The following is a 15448-nucleotide window of genomic DNA, read 5'->3' on the forward strand; positions in this document are numbered from 1 at the left end:
ATAATATAGCACCCTTTCCAATAAAGACTAGTATAAGGATAGGTTATATTTTCTATAACGCAAGTCTATTATTATGGCTATTATACTTTTTCCAGCAAAAAAGTGCAATAGAAACAGGCACTTTTGCATAGTAAGTAGTGATGCTCTTCACTACAAAAATATGACAAATGCAACTTTGTGTCTCTGCTCTTATATTTCTGTCAATTCACACTTGTACTCTAGCTTATATGTGGTATAATGAATTAACATATAACCTTAGTCAAAAGGTGTGCAAGAGTATAGTATATAGAAGGAGAAAGATTTTTCATGACCAGAATCAAAGACGCCCTGGATGCTGTAGCAGCTGCCATCATTGCCCAGAAGGATTACCTCTGCAGTTTGGACGCCAAGACAGGTGACGGCGATCATGGCCTCAACATGGCCCGCGGCTTCTCTGCCGTGCAGGACGCCGTAGACGAAATGGCAGACACCACCAAGCCCGGTCCGGTGCTGGAGACCATTGGCCAGACCCTGATCGAGAACGTGGGCGGTGCCGCCGGCCCCCTCTATGGCACCGGCTTCCTGAAGGCTGCCAAAGCCTGTGATGATGATACTGCCATGAACATCAAGAGCTTTGAGAAGCTCCTGGGTGCTGCCATCAAGGGCATCCAGACCCGCGGCCGCGCCGAGAAGGGCGACAAGACCATGCTGGACGTGCTGATTCCCATCCATCAGTGCTTCCTGCCGGAAAACGCCGAAGGCAAGAGCCTCTTTGCCGTACTGGAAGAAGCCAGCCACGCTGCCAAGGCCGGTGTGGACTACACTAAGACCATCGCCGCCAAGAAGGGCCGCGCAAGTCTCGTAGGCGAGCGCAGCATTGGCTACGAGGATCCCGGTGCTGTCAGCTCCATGCTCATGTACCGCGCCCTCTACGCTTTCCTGAAAAAGTAATTTCCAAGGAATCCCCTTCCTCCCCCAAAATGCCTTGGGGGAGGATTTTAATGTCCTTTTCTTTTACATTATCATGTAGTATACTTTAGGAACCACTGATAAATTCAGCAGCCCATCTTGACGCATCTTGCTTGTCCTCACTGCGTTAACAAATCCTCGACATAGCGTTGCTATGCCTGCGGTTTGTCGCCTTGTGAAGAACAAGCAATCTACGCCAATCTGGACAACTTCATTTTATCAGCGGTTCCTTTATTAAGTTAAACGAAAATGAACGTGTCTTATTTATAGGAGGAAGAAAATTGACTGAGAAACAAGTCCGCACCCGTTTCGCTCCCAGCCCCACGGGTTATATGCACATCGGCAACCTGCGCACCGCCCTCTACGGCTACCTGTTCGCCAAGAGCCAGAAGGGCACCTTCATCCTGCGCATCGAGGACACGGACCGTGCCCGTTACGTGGCTGACGCCGTGGACTTCATCGTCCGCACCCTGGACGCTGCCCGCATCGTGCCGGACGAAGGCCCGGACATCGGCGGCGACTTTGGTCCCTATGTCCAGAGCGAGCGCATGGAGATCTACAAGGAATACGCTGAGAAGCTGGTAGAGCTGGGCCATGCCTACTACTGCTTCTGCAACCCGGACGAGAACCACTCCACCGGCGAGTTCGGCGGCTATGACCGCACCTGCCGCGACCTTTCCCAGGAGGAAATCAAGGCTCATCTGGACAATGGCGATCCCTACGTCATCCGCCAGAAGATGCCTCTCACCGGCGAAACCACCTACTTTGACGTGCTCCACGGCAACATCACCATCCCCAACAGCGAGCTGGAGGATCAGGTGCTCCTGAAGCGTGACGGCATGCCCACCTACAACTTCGCCAACGTCATCGACGACCACCTCATGGGCGTCACCCATATCATCCGCGGGGCAGAGTTCATCACATCCACCCCGAAGCATGTGCTGCTCTATCAGGGCTACGGCTGGGAACTGCCCACCTTCATCCACCTGGCTCCCGTCATGGGCAAGAACGAGGACGGCAGCGTTTCCAAGCTCTCCAAGCGCCACGGCGCCACCAGCTTTGACGATCTGGTGAAGATGGGCTATCTGCCTGAGGCCATCACCAACTATGTGGCACTTCTCGGCTGGAACCCCAAGACCACCAATCAGGAAATCTTCTCCATGGAAGAGCTCATCTCTGCCTTCTCCCTGGAAGGCCTGTCCAAGTCCCCTGCTGTCTTTGACTATGACAAGCTGGGCTGGCTCAACGGCGAGTACCTCAAGGCCATGAGCGACGAGGAATTTGCTGAGCGCGCCAAGGGCTTTGTAGAAAATGTGCCCGACTACCTTGAGAAGAACTGGAACAAACTCTGCTCCCTGCTGCGCACCCGCGTGGCCCGCTTCGGCGAGATTGGCGAGCAGATTGCCTTCCTCATCGAGCAGCCTGCCTTTGATGCTTCTCTTTACGTGAACAAGCGCAACAAGGTCACGGTGGAAAAGGCTCAGGAACTGCTGCCTGATATGATCGCCCTGCTGGAGACCATCGACGAGGACGGCTGGAACAACGACAATCTCTATGCCAGGCTGGAAGCCTACATCGCCGAAAAGGAACTGAAGAAGGGCCTGGCCATGTGGGTGCTGCGCATTGCCGTAGCAGGCCAGAGCGTCACCCCTGGTGGTGCTACGGAGCTGTTAGAAATGCTGGGCAGAAAAATTTCTTTGGAAAGATTGAAAAAAAGTCTTGCAAACCTCTCCACTTTGTAATATAATTATTTCTGTTCCTAAGGGCAGCGTCCTTAAGACTTAAATTGAATAGTGGCGCCTTCGTCAAGTGGTTAAGACACCGCCCTCTCACGGCGGGTTCATGGGTTCGAATCCCATAGGAGTCACCAACCGGCGCCTTCGTCAAGTGGTTAAGACACCGCCCTCTCACGGCGGGTTCATGGGTTCGAATCCCATAGGAGTCACCAACCGGCGCCTTCGTCAAGTGGTTAAGACACCGCCCTCTCACGGCGGGTTCATGGGTTCGAATCCCATAGGCGTCACCAGTGAATTACAGCCCGAAGCAATGCTTCGGGCTTTTTTGCATCCTCTCTTTCCCAAATAAAAACAGCGCAGGCCTCTTTTTCCGGCCTGCGCTATTTCTTCTGGCAATGTTCGTCGTTATTCATTTATGCTACGCTTTCTGCGACCTGCTCGCATGCTCTATCCAGCCACTGTCCCACAGCAGCGCGTTCATCCACACATTTATCATGACCTGCGTCACTTGCATAGGCCACGAAGCTTTGACAGCCCATCAGCTTTGCTGCCTTGGTGAATTGTTTCACCCTTGCAGGAATAAATACATCTTCCATCCACTGAGAATAAATCTGTATCTTCATGATAATTCCTCCTTGTCCCTTGTGCGATTACGCACCAGCGTTATTCAGTGCCATCCACGACACCGTACGCCGGCCACCTGGACCACTTTCCTTCGACCAGGTCTTCTCACAAGTATTATCGTCCATTTCCTCTCAAAACTTAAGCATCCCTACAAACATTGCCATAAAAAATATAAGTCCAAATCTTGGGTGGGCTTCCCCTTTCCCCAACATCTGGGCTTATTATACACTCTTTGACTGCAATTAGTCAAGAATTTAATTAATTTTCATTATTATTTCACAAATCTAATAAACTTCTCATAAAAGCTCAGTCAGCTGCTTTTTCCGCTGGGAAAAGTTCCACGCCTTGGCAAAACCAAAGGAGCGGGCGTATCTGACAGCCTCCTCATGGTAAGCACCGCAGTCCTTGGGCTGGTGGGCATCAGATGTGATAATCAGGGGCAGGTCATACTTCGCTGCTGCTTTCATGAAATCAGGATAGGGAGAGATTTCCTCAATGGGATAGCGGTAGTAGGTGCCTGTATTCACATCAATCCCCATGCCTGCCTTATGCAGCGCCCTGGCTACCCTCTCCAGATAGGGTGTCACATCGAAATCAGGCAGGATCTTGAACAGACGGATGTTGAAGGGGTGTCCCAGCACATCATAGAGGCCGGAGTCTGCCAGCTTCTCTGCTTCTTCCGTATACCACTCGTAGATTTCCCTCAGGTCATGGTTCTCCCACTCTGCCTTGATTTCTGCCGAATCATAGGCCCACCCCCGCAGGAAGTGGACAGAGCCTATCAGGTAGTCAAAGTCATAGTCCTTCAGTATATCTGCCACCTTGCCCTGGTCCTGGAAGTTGCAGACCTCCATGCCAATCTTCACCTGATGATCCTTCTGCAGCTCGTGCATGAAGGCAAAGTATTCGTCTATGGTGTACTTGAACTTATTGCTCTTCAGCCACTGCTGCTGGAAGGAACCCACAAAGGAATCGTCCAGTATCAAATCCTCGTAGTAAAGCTCCTTGAACTCCGGGAAGGTGTGGGAGTGCTCGGAAATGCCGATTTCCTCCAATCCCCTCTCTTCAGCCGCCTGAAAGAACCCCTCCACCCAATCTTTGTCGTAGGACCCCTTCTCAAAGTGCATGTGATAGTCTGTCTTCATCGTCTTTCCCCTTTCCCGGCAGGAAATAATCTCCAGCCATAGTTCTCACCTTTATAACGCAATTGTTCACATTTTGCCGCAGGCAAAATCTTCCAATCAGCGTTTCAACGAGACGGGAGATATCACCCCGCCGCCTGTTAGTAATTTGCCGTCCCCACTTATGGAGCGGGGACATCTTGTACTCGTTATGAATTATACAAGGCAAAGTTTTTGATTCCTGCTTCTGGGCTTATCAGGATATAAATATGCCAATTTCCCCGCCTTCATAAGATTTTCCACCACAATGCGCAGTGTATCTGTGGTCTTTTTGTATCCCAATGCAGCTGCCACTTCATTGGTGGAAAGAGCTCCTGATTCTGACAAGGCTTTGAGCACCAGCTTCTCAATATCCCCCCGACTCCTCCTGCCAGAGGCTGCAGGCGCATTATCTACTTCAGGATGATTATTGTTCCTCAAAAAGAACGGATGAACAGGAAGTATCGTCACGAAGTAGCTCCTCTCCTCATCGGTCTCAAACGAGGGTAGCCCGGAGCCATTCTTGCGCATGGCTGCCAAAATGGTAGGAACTCCCGTGTTCCTGCCCTCCACTATGTCCAGTTCCTTCAGATAGTCGCCTATCCTCCTGTTGCGATATCTTCTGGACACCAGCACTCTTCTTTCCAGGCTCTCGTCAGAAATAGACCTGTCCGGACCCGGCAGGCTGGTTATCTCCATCTTTTCAGGGGTGACCATGACAGTGATAGGTTCATGTATCTGATAGGACTTATGATAGACCGCATTGCTCAGAGCTTCCTCTACAGCAGCATACGGCCAATTATAGGCACGGACAGCCAGCTCGCTGTCGGGAACCTTGGTCACGTACTCCTTGATGATGTAGTTCCGCATATAAGCCAAGGCATCGCGGAGCTGCTTGTCCAGCGGCCCCCTGAATACTTTCTCTGTCATCCCCCTGCCGGTGGGGTCAGGCTTGTCTACTACTTCTATCCGGGCACAGGAAAAAAAACGTTCGGGATTATCGTTGAAAAACATCAGTCCCACATTCACAGGCTTCCTGTATTCCGACGGTCCCCGAACAATCTGCATATCCGTCCCCACCTCTTCAACCGGACGCTCCATGACAGACTGATACAGGCTGCTGCCTACAGTATGCAGATAATCGGTCAGCAGAGCTGGCTTTAGGTCTGCCACATCCGCTTGATAGTTGATGCGGTCATCGAACGGAATATCACGGGCCGCCGAAATAAGTTCCCGTTCCTCATTGTGATTTGCCTTTATCGTTCGTGCACCTTTTCTGATGTAATATGCTTTGTTGCTTTTCCTGCCCCCCTTGTCTGTGTATATCTTTTCAGGGCATCGATAAGGTCTGTCCTCACCACCAGGCGCCCACAAAACTACGATATGCTTGCCATCTATAACGCAGGGTTCTATGACAGGAATATAGCGTGGCTCAATGAAGTTGCACTTATTCAAAAGATCCATCTGTATTTCATCAATATCTTCCGCTGGCAAGCCCGTCAACGGAAGCACCGGCCTGCCATTTTCCTCCCCTACACCTATCAGGATATAGCCGCCCCCCATATTGTCAAAATCATTGGCATAAGCAGTCAGCGTATGGATAATCGGCTCAGGATTCCAGTCAGACTTATACTCTATGCGTGTACGCTCTACTTTTCTTTGATGAAGCAAGTCCTCGATGTTTATTGGCAGTGCCATAGATATCTTCCCCTCCCCTGGCAAAACAGAAGCCCTCTAACTTCCCCTTATTTTAACATAGGGGTAAGTTAGAGGGCAAGTTGAATAAAATAACACTGCTCCGCAAAGGCATTTGCTTCTGCGGAGCAGTGTTATTTATCCTATATCAACTCTTCTTCTCGCCGCAGAGACCGCTCTTCAAAAGCTCGCGGATCTGCACCATGACGCCGTGCTCGGCGTTGCTCTTGGCCTCAAAGCGGGCCAGTTCCTTCACCTTGGGGTGGGCATTGGCCATAGCATAGCTGTAGTACACAGAGCTCATCATCTCCGCGTCATTCATGTAGTCGCCAAAGGCAGCGCACTCCTTGGGGGTGATCTTCAACTTCTTCTGCACCTGCTGGATGGCGATGCCCTTGTTGATGCCGAAGCCGATGATATCCACCCAGTAGGCGCTGGCCAGCACCACCTGCAGGCGGCCATTGAATTTCTTCAGATAGGGATAGAGGGTCTTGTCCGCATTGGCCGTGGGGTCGAAGAAGGACACCTTGATGATATCGTCATCCAGATCATCAAAGCCATCCACTGCCAGGGCATGGGTGAAGTACTTGTGCATTTCTGCCTGGAATTCCTCCGTGTACTGCTCATGCAGGGCATAGGCGCTTTTCTTGCCGCAAACCACTCCATAGCCGGGAGTATTGGCCAGGCCATCCTTGATGACCTTCAGGGCAAGCTTCCTGGGCATGGGGCTGGAGAAAAGCTCCTTGCCCCCCTGCTTCACCAGGGTGCCGTTTTCCGCCACAAAGAGAAAATCATCTTTGTAGTCCGAGAAACTGTCCAGCAGGGAGTAATACTGACGCCCGGAGGCAGGGGCAAAGAGCACCCCGTAAGACTTCATTTCCTCTATGACCTGGGGAAATTCCTCCGGCAGGTTGCCCTGCTCGTCCAAAAGCGTCCCGTCCATATCCGAAAAGATGATTTTTATCATTGTGCCACTCCTAACCTCATGTCAATAGGATTTCTTGGTAAGACCCTGAGTAAGCCAGCCAAAATGCTGCTGCAGGTATGCCCCCACCCTTTCGCCGATGTACTTCTTGCCGAAGTAATCCGGGTGCAGGCCGTCGCTGGTATAATCCCCCCGCAAATTGCCCGCACCATCCGTAAGAGCGCTGGATACGTCCACGCTGTAGGGCTGCTGGAGGATCCAGTCATTCACATAGCGCTGATGTGCCTGCCAGTCCGGGGGCGGCACTTCGATGCCCGCTATGCGGTGCACCATGTAATCTGCATTGATGGGCGTAGCCGTCAGGAACACGGGGATAATGCCATAGGCATGGCACTTCTCGCTGATGGCAGAGAGGTTCTGCACAGTCTCCCAGCCCAAGGTTCCTGCCCGGAAATCATTTACGCCCCCCATGATTACCAGAAGCCTGGGCTTCCAGGGCAGGACATCGTCCTCAAAACGCTCCAGCATGGCCGCCGTGGTGTTGCCGCTGACCCCCAGGTTCTTCACAGGCACCTGGCAATAGGTTTCCCAGTCATACATCAGATACCCGGGAGGCACAGACACGGCCCCGCCCCCGTGGGTGATGCTGTCGCCCAGTGCCGCAATGGGCGTTGGCTCCCCGCCGATGGAAAAGGAGGCCGGCTCCGACCAGCTGCTCTTTTCTCCGGAAGGGTAAACAGAGCGCACCCGCCAGTAATACTGGCCGGGATAGGTGTAGCCGTAGTATTCATACACATCATATTCCCCGGCATCCAAGGTGCGTATGTGCACATCCCCGCCGGAGGACCTGCGGTAGACCTCCACCTCATGATGCTTGGCCCCAGCCTGGGGAATCCAGGAATAGACGGGGTACATGGGGGCATAGTCCATCTTCTCAAACTCCGTGGTGGGCTTGGGAGCAGAGGGATTCACTTCAGCCCCCTCCACAGGCTTTGGCTCAGTGAAGCTGCCCATGTAGTTGCCATGGAAATCAAGGGCGCAGACCTTCCAGTAGCAGTCCTTGATCTTGTCTTTGAAACGGCTGACCTCCACATCTACTCCGTTGGTGTAGATGTCACGCTGGCGCAGCAGCACATTCTCTTTGACGTTCTCCGGGCCCTTCAGCAGGACGAATTCGTACTGCACAGCCCCGGGCATGGTTTCCCACTCAAAGCGCAGCTCACTGATGTGCTGCGACTCGATGCCGGCGGCACTTTCCGCCGACGCGGCCTGAGGGCTGAAAACTCCTGCAAAGAGGCACATGAGCCCCGCCAGTATCTTTTTATGACAAGAACCAATATCTCGCATTTTGCCAATCTCCTACAATAAGGCAGGCGGCAAGGTTATGCCGCCCGTATTTTTCCCGGGTGCGCCCCGGGAAATCCCTTATTCTATTTTAAGAGCCACTGCCTGTCTTTGTCAATCAGAACAGCCCGGTAATGCGCCCTTCGGCGTCAATATCCATCTTCTCTGCCGCAGGATGGGCAGGCAGTCCCGGCATGGTGAGGATGCTGCCGGTAAGGGCCACGATAAAGCCTGCTCCGGCAGAAACTCTGAGTTCCCTTACGGTGATGGCAAAGCCCTCAGGACGCCCCAATTTAGCCGGGTCATCGGAAAGGGAATACTGGGTCTTGGCCACGCAGACAGGCATCTTGTCAAAGCCCAGGGCCTCGATTTCCTCCAGCTGCTTCTTGGCAGATGGCGCGAAAACCACCTTGTCTGCCCCGTAAATCTTCCTGGCAATGGCGGTGAGCTTTTCGGGAATGGACTGCTCCACCTCATAGGTAAGGTGGAAGTCAGCAGGCTGCTCCATGGCAGCAAGAACCTTCTCTGCCAGCGCCTGGCCGCCCTCGCCGCCCTTGGCCCAGACTTCGGAAATGGCCACCTGGGCACCGTGCTTGTTGCACTCAGCCTCCACGAACTTCAGTTCCTCTGCCGTATCCGTGGGGAATGCGTTCACAGCCACCACGGCGGGCAGGCCGAAGCCCTTGATGCTCTCTATGTGCTTGGAAAGGTTGGCCAGGCCCTTCTCCAGAGCCGCCATATCCACCTTGCCCAGCTGGTCTTTGGCCAGGCCGCCGTGCATCTTGAGGGCGCGGACGGTAGCCACAATCACCACCGCATCGGGATGCACTCCCATGAAGCGGCACTTGATATCCAGGAACTTCTCAGCTCCCAGGTCAGCGCCGAAGCCTGCCTCCGTCACCACGATATCGGAAAGCTTCAGGGCGTGCTTGGTGGCCATGACACTGTTGCAGCCGTGGGCAATATTGGCGAAGGGACCGCCGTGGATAAAGGCAGGGGTACCCTCCAGGGTCTGCACCAGATTGGGCTTGATGGCATCCTTGAACAGCAGGGTGAGGGCCCCGGTGACCCCCAGCTCATCAGCCCTGACTGCCCTGCCGCTGCGGGTATAAGCCACCACAATCTCTCCCAGGCGCTTCTTCATGTCCTGCAGGTCGGAAGCCAGGCAGAGAATGGCCATCATCTCGGAAGCCACGGTGATGTCGAAGCCCGTCTCCCGGGGCACCCCGTGGGGCTTGCCCCCCATGCCCACCACCACATGGCGGAGAGCCCGGTCATTGAGGTCCAGCACCCGCTTCCAGACAATGCGGCGCACATCAAGGTCCAGGGCATTGCCCTGCTGAAGATGGTTGTCTATGACAGCTGCCAGCAGGTTATGAGCGGTGGTGATGGCGTGGAAATCCCCGGTGAAGTGCAGGTTGATATCCTCCATGGGTACTACCTGGGCATAGCCGCCCCCGGCAGCGCCACCCTTGAGGCCGAAGCAGGGACCCAGGGAAGGCTCACGCAGAGCCACGCTCACTTTCCTGCCCATGCGGTGCAGGGCATCGGCCAGGCCCACGCTGGTGGTGGTCTTGCCCTCTCCGGCAGGAGTGGGGTTGATGGCCGTCACCAGCACCAGCTTGCCGTTCTTCCTGTCCTTCACGTTGTTCCAGACCTCGGCAGTGAGCTTGGCCTTGTACTTGCCGTAAAGTTCCAGGTCATCCTCAGTAAGGCCCAGGCTGGCGGCAATTTCCTTGATAGGCTGCATTTTAGCTTCCTGTGCAATCTCCACATCGCTTTTCATGGCTTTTCCTCCTACATCCAAACTATCAGGCAAGCTGCATTTCCGCAGCCTGCACCACATTCTCCATCAGCATAGCCACCGTCAGGAGGCCCACTCCGCCGGGTACGGGGGTTATGGCTCCTGCCACTTCGAGCGCGGCCTCGAAGTCCACATCACCCACAAGTTTCCCCTTGGCTCCCGGCTCGGCAGGAGGCAGGCGGTTGATGCCCACATCAATGACCGTAGCCCCTTCCTTCACCATATCGGCGGTGATGAACTTGGGACATCCTACGGCTGCCACCAGGATATCCGCCTCCCGGGTCACCGCAGGCAGATTCTCCGTGCGGGAATGGCAGATGGTGACGGTGGCGTTCCTGGCCAGCAGCAGGTGCAGCATGGGCTTGCCCACGATATTGCTGCGGCCCACCACTACGGCTTTCTTCCCTTCAATTTCAATGCCCGCCAGTTCCAGCATCTTCAGGCAGCCATGAGGGGTGCAGGGCAAGAGAGCCTCCTCCCCCTTCACCATGCGTCCTACATTGACAGGGTGGAAGCCGTCCACGTCCTTCACAGGGTCAATGCTGTCCAGGATTTCCTCCTCAGAGGAGCGCAGGGCCTTGGGCAGGGGGAGCTGCACCAGGATGCCGTGGATTTTCGCGTCCTTGTTCAGGCTGTCAATCCTGGCTAAGATTTCTTCCTTGGAGCTGTCCTCGGCCATTTCAATGACCTCGGAATAGATGCCCAGTTCCTCACAGGCCTTGTGCTTGTTCCGCACATAGACCTCGGAAGCCGGGTCATGGCCCACGATGATGACAGCCAGCCCCGGCTGCACGCCGTATTTTTCCTTCAGGGCTGCCGCCCTTTTCCTGGCGTCCTCCTTGAACTGTCCGGCAAAAACTTTTCCTTCAAGAATCCTTGCTGACAAATAAACCCCTCCATCATACATTCAATATAACCAGAAAAACGCCGGCAGTAATACTGCCGACGTTCAACTCAAAGATAATAGCTCACCCAGGCGCAGAGGCAGATTGCCACGGAGACAACGCCATTGCGCAGGAAATAAGCCTGGGTCACCCGGGAAAAATCCGTAGGGGACACAATGCTGTGCTGATAGTACAAAGTGCCAGCGGCAATGCCCACCCCCACAAAGTAAAGGGAATGCAGGGAGAGCATGATGCCCACGGCAAAGAAACAAGCAACACAAATCAAGTGGAGCACCTTGGAAATCCTGAAGGCCCCCACACCGCCATAGGAAACCGCCAGGGAATGAAGCCCCTGGCTCTTGTCGAATTCCTCATCCTGTGCCCCGTACATGGCATCAAAGGCCCCAATCCACAGGGCCACTGCCGTGCACAGCACAATCATGGGCGCATCAATAGTGCCCCGGACAGCCACCCAGCCCCCGGCGGGAGCCATGGCAATAGCCAGGCCCAGGAAGAGATGCACCCAGCCTGTGACGCGCTTCATATAAGGATAAACCAGACAGGGAATAGCCGCCACCGGCAAAAGGTAGAGGCAGATAGGCGGCAGCTGGGCCACGGATAAGACCATGAGCAAGAGGCAGATGACAATGAAGACCTTCGCCTCCCCCTTGGTGATCTCCCCCCGCACCATGGCACGATAAGAAAGCCGGGGCTGCTGGCTGTCGTATTTCAGGTCAGCCAGATTGTCCATAGCCATAGCCGCAGCCCGCCCCGTAGTGATAGCCAGAGCCACCCAGAGAAGCACCATAGGCTCCGGGTGCCCGTCAGCGGCCAAAACCGCAGCCATCAGGCCAAAGGGCAGGTCGAAGATGGTATGGTGCAGGGCCACGTTATTGATATGGGCCTTCAAACTAATCAATCCAGTCCTAGCTCCTTCCATTTTGCATCTACACGTGCCTTGATATCGTCAGGGGTGGCCACTTCCTCAGGCCACTCTCTAGCATGGCCCTCCTCGGGCCAGGTCTTGGTGGCATCAATGCCCAGCTTGGCGCCCCACTTGGCCATGGGTGAGGAATGATCCAGCACATCCAGGGGGCCGTGGACGATTTCCAGGTCATGGTCGGCGTCGATGTTGTTGAACACCCGCCAGGCCACCTGGGCATAGTCCTGCACATCCACATGATCATCCACCACGATGATCATCTTCACGTTCATCATCTGGCCCATGCCCCAGAGGGCGTGCATGACCTTCCGGGCGTGCATGGGGAACTGCTTCTTGATGGAAACGATGCAGCAGTCGTGGAAAACGCCCTCAATGGGCATATTGATATCCTTCACCTCAGGCAGCATCTGCTGCAGGAGAGGCAGGAAGATACGCTCCGTAGCCTTGGCCAGATACGCATCCTCCATGGGAGGACGCCCCACCACCGTGGCAAAGTAAATGGGATTCTCCCTGTGGGTGATAGCAGTGATATGGAACACGGGGTACTCGTCTGCCAGAGAGTAATAGCCCGTATGGTCGCCAAAGGGTCCCTCAATGCGGCTCTCATGGGGCAGCACATAGCCCTCCAGAATGATTTCCGCCGTAGCTGGCACCTCGATGTCCACGGTCTTGCACTTCACCATTTCCACAGACTTGTGCCTGAGGAATCCGGCAAAGACCATTTCGTCAATATCCCTGGGCAGGGGAGCCGTAGCTGCATAAGTCAGCACAGGGTCCGTGCCGATGGCCACCGCGCACTCGATTTTCTCGCCTCCGGCAGCCTCCATGTCACGGTAGTTCTCCGCCCCGTTCTTGTGGATATGCCAGTGCATGCCCGTGGTGCGGCTGTCGTACTTCTGCAGGCGGTACATGCCCACATTGCGCTTGCCTGTCTTGGGATTCTTGGTAAAGACCAGCGGCAGGGTCACGAAGGGACCGCCGTCCTCCGGCCAGCACTTGAGAATGGGGATTTCATCCAGATTGGGATTTTCCGTCTCCACCACTTCCTGACAGGGGGCGGACTTCACATACTTGGGGAAATTCACCGCCCGCTTGATCATGGGGATCATGGTGACCACGCTCATCTTGTTCTGCAGGGACACATAGGGCAGCTTCAACATTTCCCTAAGCTCATCTGCAATGTCGTCCAGCTTCTCCACGCCCATGGCCAGAGACATGCGCTCATAGCTGCCAAAGGCATTGATGAGCACAGGCATCTTGGAGCCTTTCACGTTCTCAAAGAGGATAGCCACATTTTTCTCAGCCGGACCTTTGGAAATGCGATCCACAATCTCCGTGATTTCCAACTCCGGGTCAACTTCCGTCTTGACGCGCTTCAAGAGGCCCCGGCTTTCCAGCACCTCCATGAACTCGCGCAAATCCTTATATGCCAATGAGATTCCTCCTTAAAAAAGCCCGTTTGTTCCTTACTTATGCAAAACATAACGGACAATGACATACCCCACTCCGTAAAGCAGGAACATGGGCAGGGCAATCATCGACTGGGTGAAGATGTCCGGCGTGGGGGTGATGATGGCGCCTATCACGAAGGACAGGAATATCACGATGCGGAAATGCCGCCCCAAAAAGGCCGAACTCACTAGCCCCATCTTGCCTAAGATAGTGATAATGAGCGGCAGCTCGAACACAAAGCCGAAGGGCAGCACGAAGGTCAGCACGAAATCAAAGTAATTCCCCACGGAGAACATGGCCTCCAAATCCGCGCCCCCGAAGCCCATGAAGAACTTCACCGCCGTAGGCAGCACCAGGAAAAAGGAAAAGGCCAGGCCGATGAAAAACAGCACCACCGAAGCGGGCACGATAAGCCCCAGCACCATGCGCTCCCGCACCGTGAGAGCAGGCAAAAAGAACCGCCACACATGGAAGAACACCACCGGCAGCGCCAGCAGGAAGCCCACAAACACCGATACCTTGAGGTAGGTGAAGAAGGCCTCCGAGGGCTGCATGAAGTAGAGCTTGCCCACGGGCAGAGTGAGGTAGTGCATGATGGTCTCGATGAAATAATAGCCTACGCAGCTGCCCAGAGCCACGGCAATGAGGCTCTTGATGAGGCGGCTCCGCAGCTCCGTCAGATGGGCCGTCAGGCTCATGCTGCCGTCATCGTCTGCCTCCGTCACCTCGGAGATGATCTCACCGCCCGCCTGGGCCGCCGGCAAGGCCTGCTCTGCCTGTTTGTTATTTTCTAACTCTGCCAACGCCATCAGCCCTTATCATTCTTTTCGGAGAGTTCCTTGGGCTGCTCCGTCACATTCACCATCTTGTCCTCAGACTTCTCCGGCTCCGTAGTGGCAGACTTGAACTCCCGTATGCTCTTGCCCAAAGCCTTGCCCACATCAGGCAGCTTGCCAGGACCAAAAAGCACCAGGCCGATGATCAAAATGATAATAAGTTCCGGTACACCTAAACCGAACATTATGATTCCTCCCATTTCTTATTATAAACAACTATTATACATTATAACGCAACTGTTCAGATTTTGTCGACAGACAAAATCTTGATAGCCCCTCAAGCCAATAGCACCGGCCCAATTTCCTACCGAGGCAAAAGAAAAACCGCCGCGAATAACGCGACGATCCGATTCACACACGAAAAAGGTCTCCAGGCGCTAAAATACCGCCCCCGAAAATCACTTTTCCTGGGCAGATTCTATAGCATCCATGCCAGCCATAACTTCCTCCATAGAAAGCTCTTTTCTTTCGTATTTCTCCTTTGTATAATCTCCAGTTCCCTTACTCAGACGCTGAAGAAATCGTACTGTGCCTACAGGTCCCAGGGCTTTCTGCAGAGCGAGCATCCCCACCATCTCCACTTCTGCAGGATTTTCGATATTAACCTTCATTTTGAACGACCTCCCTTAGGCATTCCACAGGACTCATCGCATTAAGCCCCAATCTCTTGCATATTTTCAGCAGCTTATCGTCAACTGTCAGGAAAACAGCTTGTGCCTTTTCAGCCAAGGCTGCATGAATGCTATCCATCGGGTGCATTCCTTCCTGTTGCAGATATTTTGACCTTTCTATCACAGAATCATCCCGTTTCACGGATTCTGTGACAATCCTGTACATTATAGACACCTTTTCCCTGCGAACTTCATCTGAGATTGCTGCTATTTCCATCATCAGAGCAGCACTGCCTACTATTGCCCAATCATTCAAATAGGCGCGGGCAACAATGGCCAATATTACATCTGCTTCCTCCTGTACCCTCTTCTGTGATAAATCATCAAAGGGTCTGTTGTAGCAACAAGTATCAAAATATATCCGCATCCCATTCACTCCCTTTATTCAATTATACTACCAGCCCAAACCGTGTAGCAAGCTTTCGC

General features: G+C 53.9%; 15 protein-coding genes and 3 tRNA genes. 5 read left to right on the top strand and 13 right to left on the bottom strand.

Features of this window, described 5'->3' with window-relative positions; all coding sequences use genetic code 11:
- Positions 1-306 precede the first annotated feature (306 nt).
- From dhaL to BLW59_RS03835, 5 genes are all read left to right on the top strand, one after another.
- Positions 307-930 carry a dihydroxyacetone kinase subunit DhaL gene (dhaL, locus tag BLW59_RS03815; protein ID WP_074696356.1) on the top strand — a complete coding sequence of 208 codons (624 nt, stop codon included), beginning with the start codon at positions 307-309 and terminating at the stop codon, positions 928-930.
- Positions 931-1229: 299 nt separating this feature from the next.
- The gene (gltX, locus tag BLW59_RS03820) at positions 1230-2690 is read left to right on the top strand and encodes a glutamate--tRNA ligase (protein ID WP_029541031.1); all 1461 of its coding nucleotides are present in this window, start codon (positions 1230-1232) and stop codon (positions 2688-2690) included.
- A gap of 53 nt (positions 2691-2743) precedes the next feature.
- A tRNA-Glu gene (locus BLW59_RS03825) sits at positions 2744-2818 on the top strand.
- Positions 2819-2821: 3 nt separating this feature from the next.
- Positions 2822-2896, top strand: a tRNA-Glu gene (locus BLW59_RS03830).
- Between the two features lie 3 nt (positions 2897-2899).
- Positions 2900-2974: transfer RNA gene (locus BLW59_RS03835), tRNA-Glu, on the top strand.
- Between the two features lie 123 nt (positions 2975-3097).
- Here BLW59_RS03835 and BLW59_RS03840 read toward each other — a convergent pair.
- From BLW59_RS03840 to BLW59_RS03900, 13 genes are all read right to left on the bottom strand, one after another.
- Positions 3098-3307, bottom strand: a complete 210-nt coding sequence (locus BLW59_RS03840; protein WP_029541050.1) for a hypothetical protein — start codon at positions 3305-3307, stop codon at positions 3098-3100.
- A 297-nt stretch (positions 3308-3604) separates the two neighbouring features.
- Positions 3605-4453 (bottom strand): histidinol-phosphatase, encoded by an 849-nt coding sequence (locus BLW59_RS03845; protein ID WP_074696358.1) that lies wholly within the window; start codon positions 4451-4453, stop codon positions 3605-3607.
- A 192-nt stretch (positions 4454-4645) separates the two neighbouring features.
- Positions 4646-6166, bottom strand: coding sequence for an RNA-binding domain-containing protein (locus tag BLW59_RS03850; protein ID WP_074696360.1), 1521 nt, complete (start codon positions 6164-6166; stop codon positions 4646-4648).
- A 145-nt stretch (positions 6167-6311) separates the two neighbouring features.
- Positions 6312-7130 carry an HAD family hydrolase gene (locus BLW59_RS03855; protein WP_074696362.1) on the bottom strand — a complete coding sequence of 273 codons (819 nt, stop codon included), beginning with the start codon at positions 7128-7130 and terminating at the stop codon, positions 6312-6314.
- Between the two features lie 21 nt (positions 7131-7151).
- On the bottom strand, positions 7152-8435 hold the full coding sequence (locus tag BLW59_RS03860; RefSeq protein ID WP_074696364.1) for an SGNH/GDSL hydrolase family protein: 1284 nt from the start codon (positions 8433-8435) through the stop codon (positions 7152-7154).
- A gap of 115 nt (positions 8436-8550) precedes the next feature.
- Entirely contained in the window at positions 8551-10218 is a 1668-nt protein-coding gene (locus BLW59_RS03865; RefSeq protein WP_074696366.1) for a formate--tetrahydrofolate ligase, read from the bottom strand.
- Between the two features lie 25 nt (positions 10219-10243).
- Positions 10244-11122, bottom strand: a complete 879-nt coding sequence (folD, locus tag BLW59_RS03870; protein WP_074696368.1) for a bifunctional methylenetetrahydrofolate dehydrogenase/methenyltetrahydrofolate cyclohydrolase FolD — start codon at positions 11120-11122, stop codon at positions 10244-10246.
- Positions 11123-11190: 68 nt separating this feature from the next.
- Positions 11191-12039, bottom strand: a complete 849-nt coding sequence (locus tag BLW59_RS03875; RefSeq protein WP_318258304.1) for a 4-hydroxybenzoate octaprenyltransferase — start codon at positions 12037-12039, stop codon at positions 11191-11193.
- Positions 12036-13496 (bottom strand): menaquinone biosynthesis decarboxylase, encoded by a 1461-nt coding sequence (locus tag BLW59_RS03880; RefSeq protein ID WP_074696372.1) that lies wholly within the window; start codon positions 13494-13496, stop codon positions 12036-12038. The genes BLW59_RS03875 and BLW59_RS03880 overlap by 4 nt, the downstream gene beginning before the upstream one ends.
- 33 nt (positions 13497-13529) lie before the next feature.
- Positions 13530-14279, bottom strand: a complete 750-nt coding sequence (gene tatC, locus BLW59_RS03885; RefSeq protein WP_318253501.1) for a twin-arginine translocase subunit TatC — start codon at positions 14277-14279, stop codon at positions 13530-13532.
- Between the two features lie 44 nt (positions 14280-14323).
- Entirely contained in the window at positions 14324-14536 is a 213-nt protein-coding gene (gene tatA, locus BLW59_RS03890) for a twin-arginine translocase TatA/TatE family subunit (RefSeq protein ID WP_029541070.1), read from the bottom strand.
- A 213-nt stretch (positions 14537-14749) separates the two neighbouring features.
- Complete coding sequence (locus BLW59_RS03895; RefSeq protein ID WP_074696374.1) at positions 14750-14962, bottom strand: hypothetical protein; 213 nt, start codon at positions 14960-14962, stop codon at positions 14750-14752.
- Entirely contained in the window at positions 14952-15389 is a 438-nt protein-coding gene (locus BLW59_RS03900; protein ID WP_074696376.1) for a hypothetical protein, read from the bottom strand. Before BLW59_RS03900 ends, BLW59_RS03895 begins: the two co-directional genes overlap by 11 nt.
- Positions 15390-15448 lie beyond the last annotated feature (59 nt).

The organism is Selenomonas sp. KH1T6, assembly GCF_900108415.1.
Classification (GTDB): Bacteria; Bacillota; Negativicutes; order Selenomonadales; family Selenomonadaceae; genus Selenomonas_B; species Selenomonas_B ruminantium_A.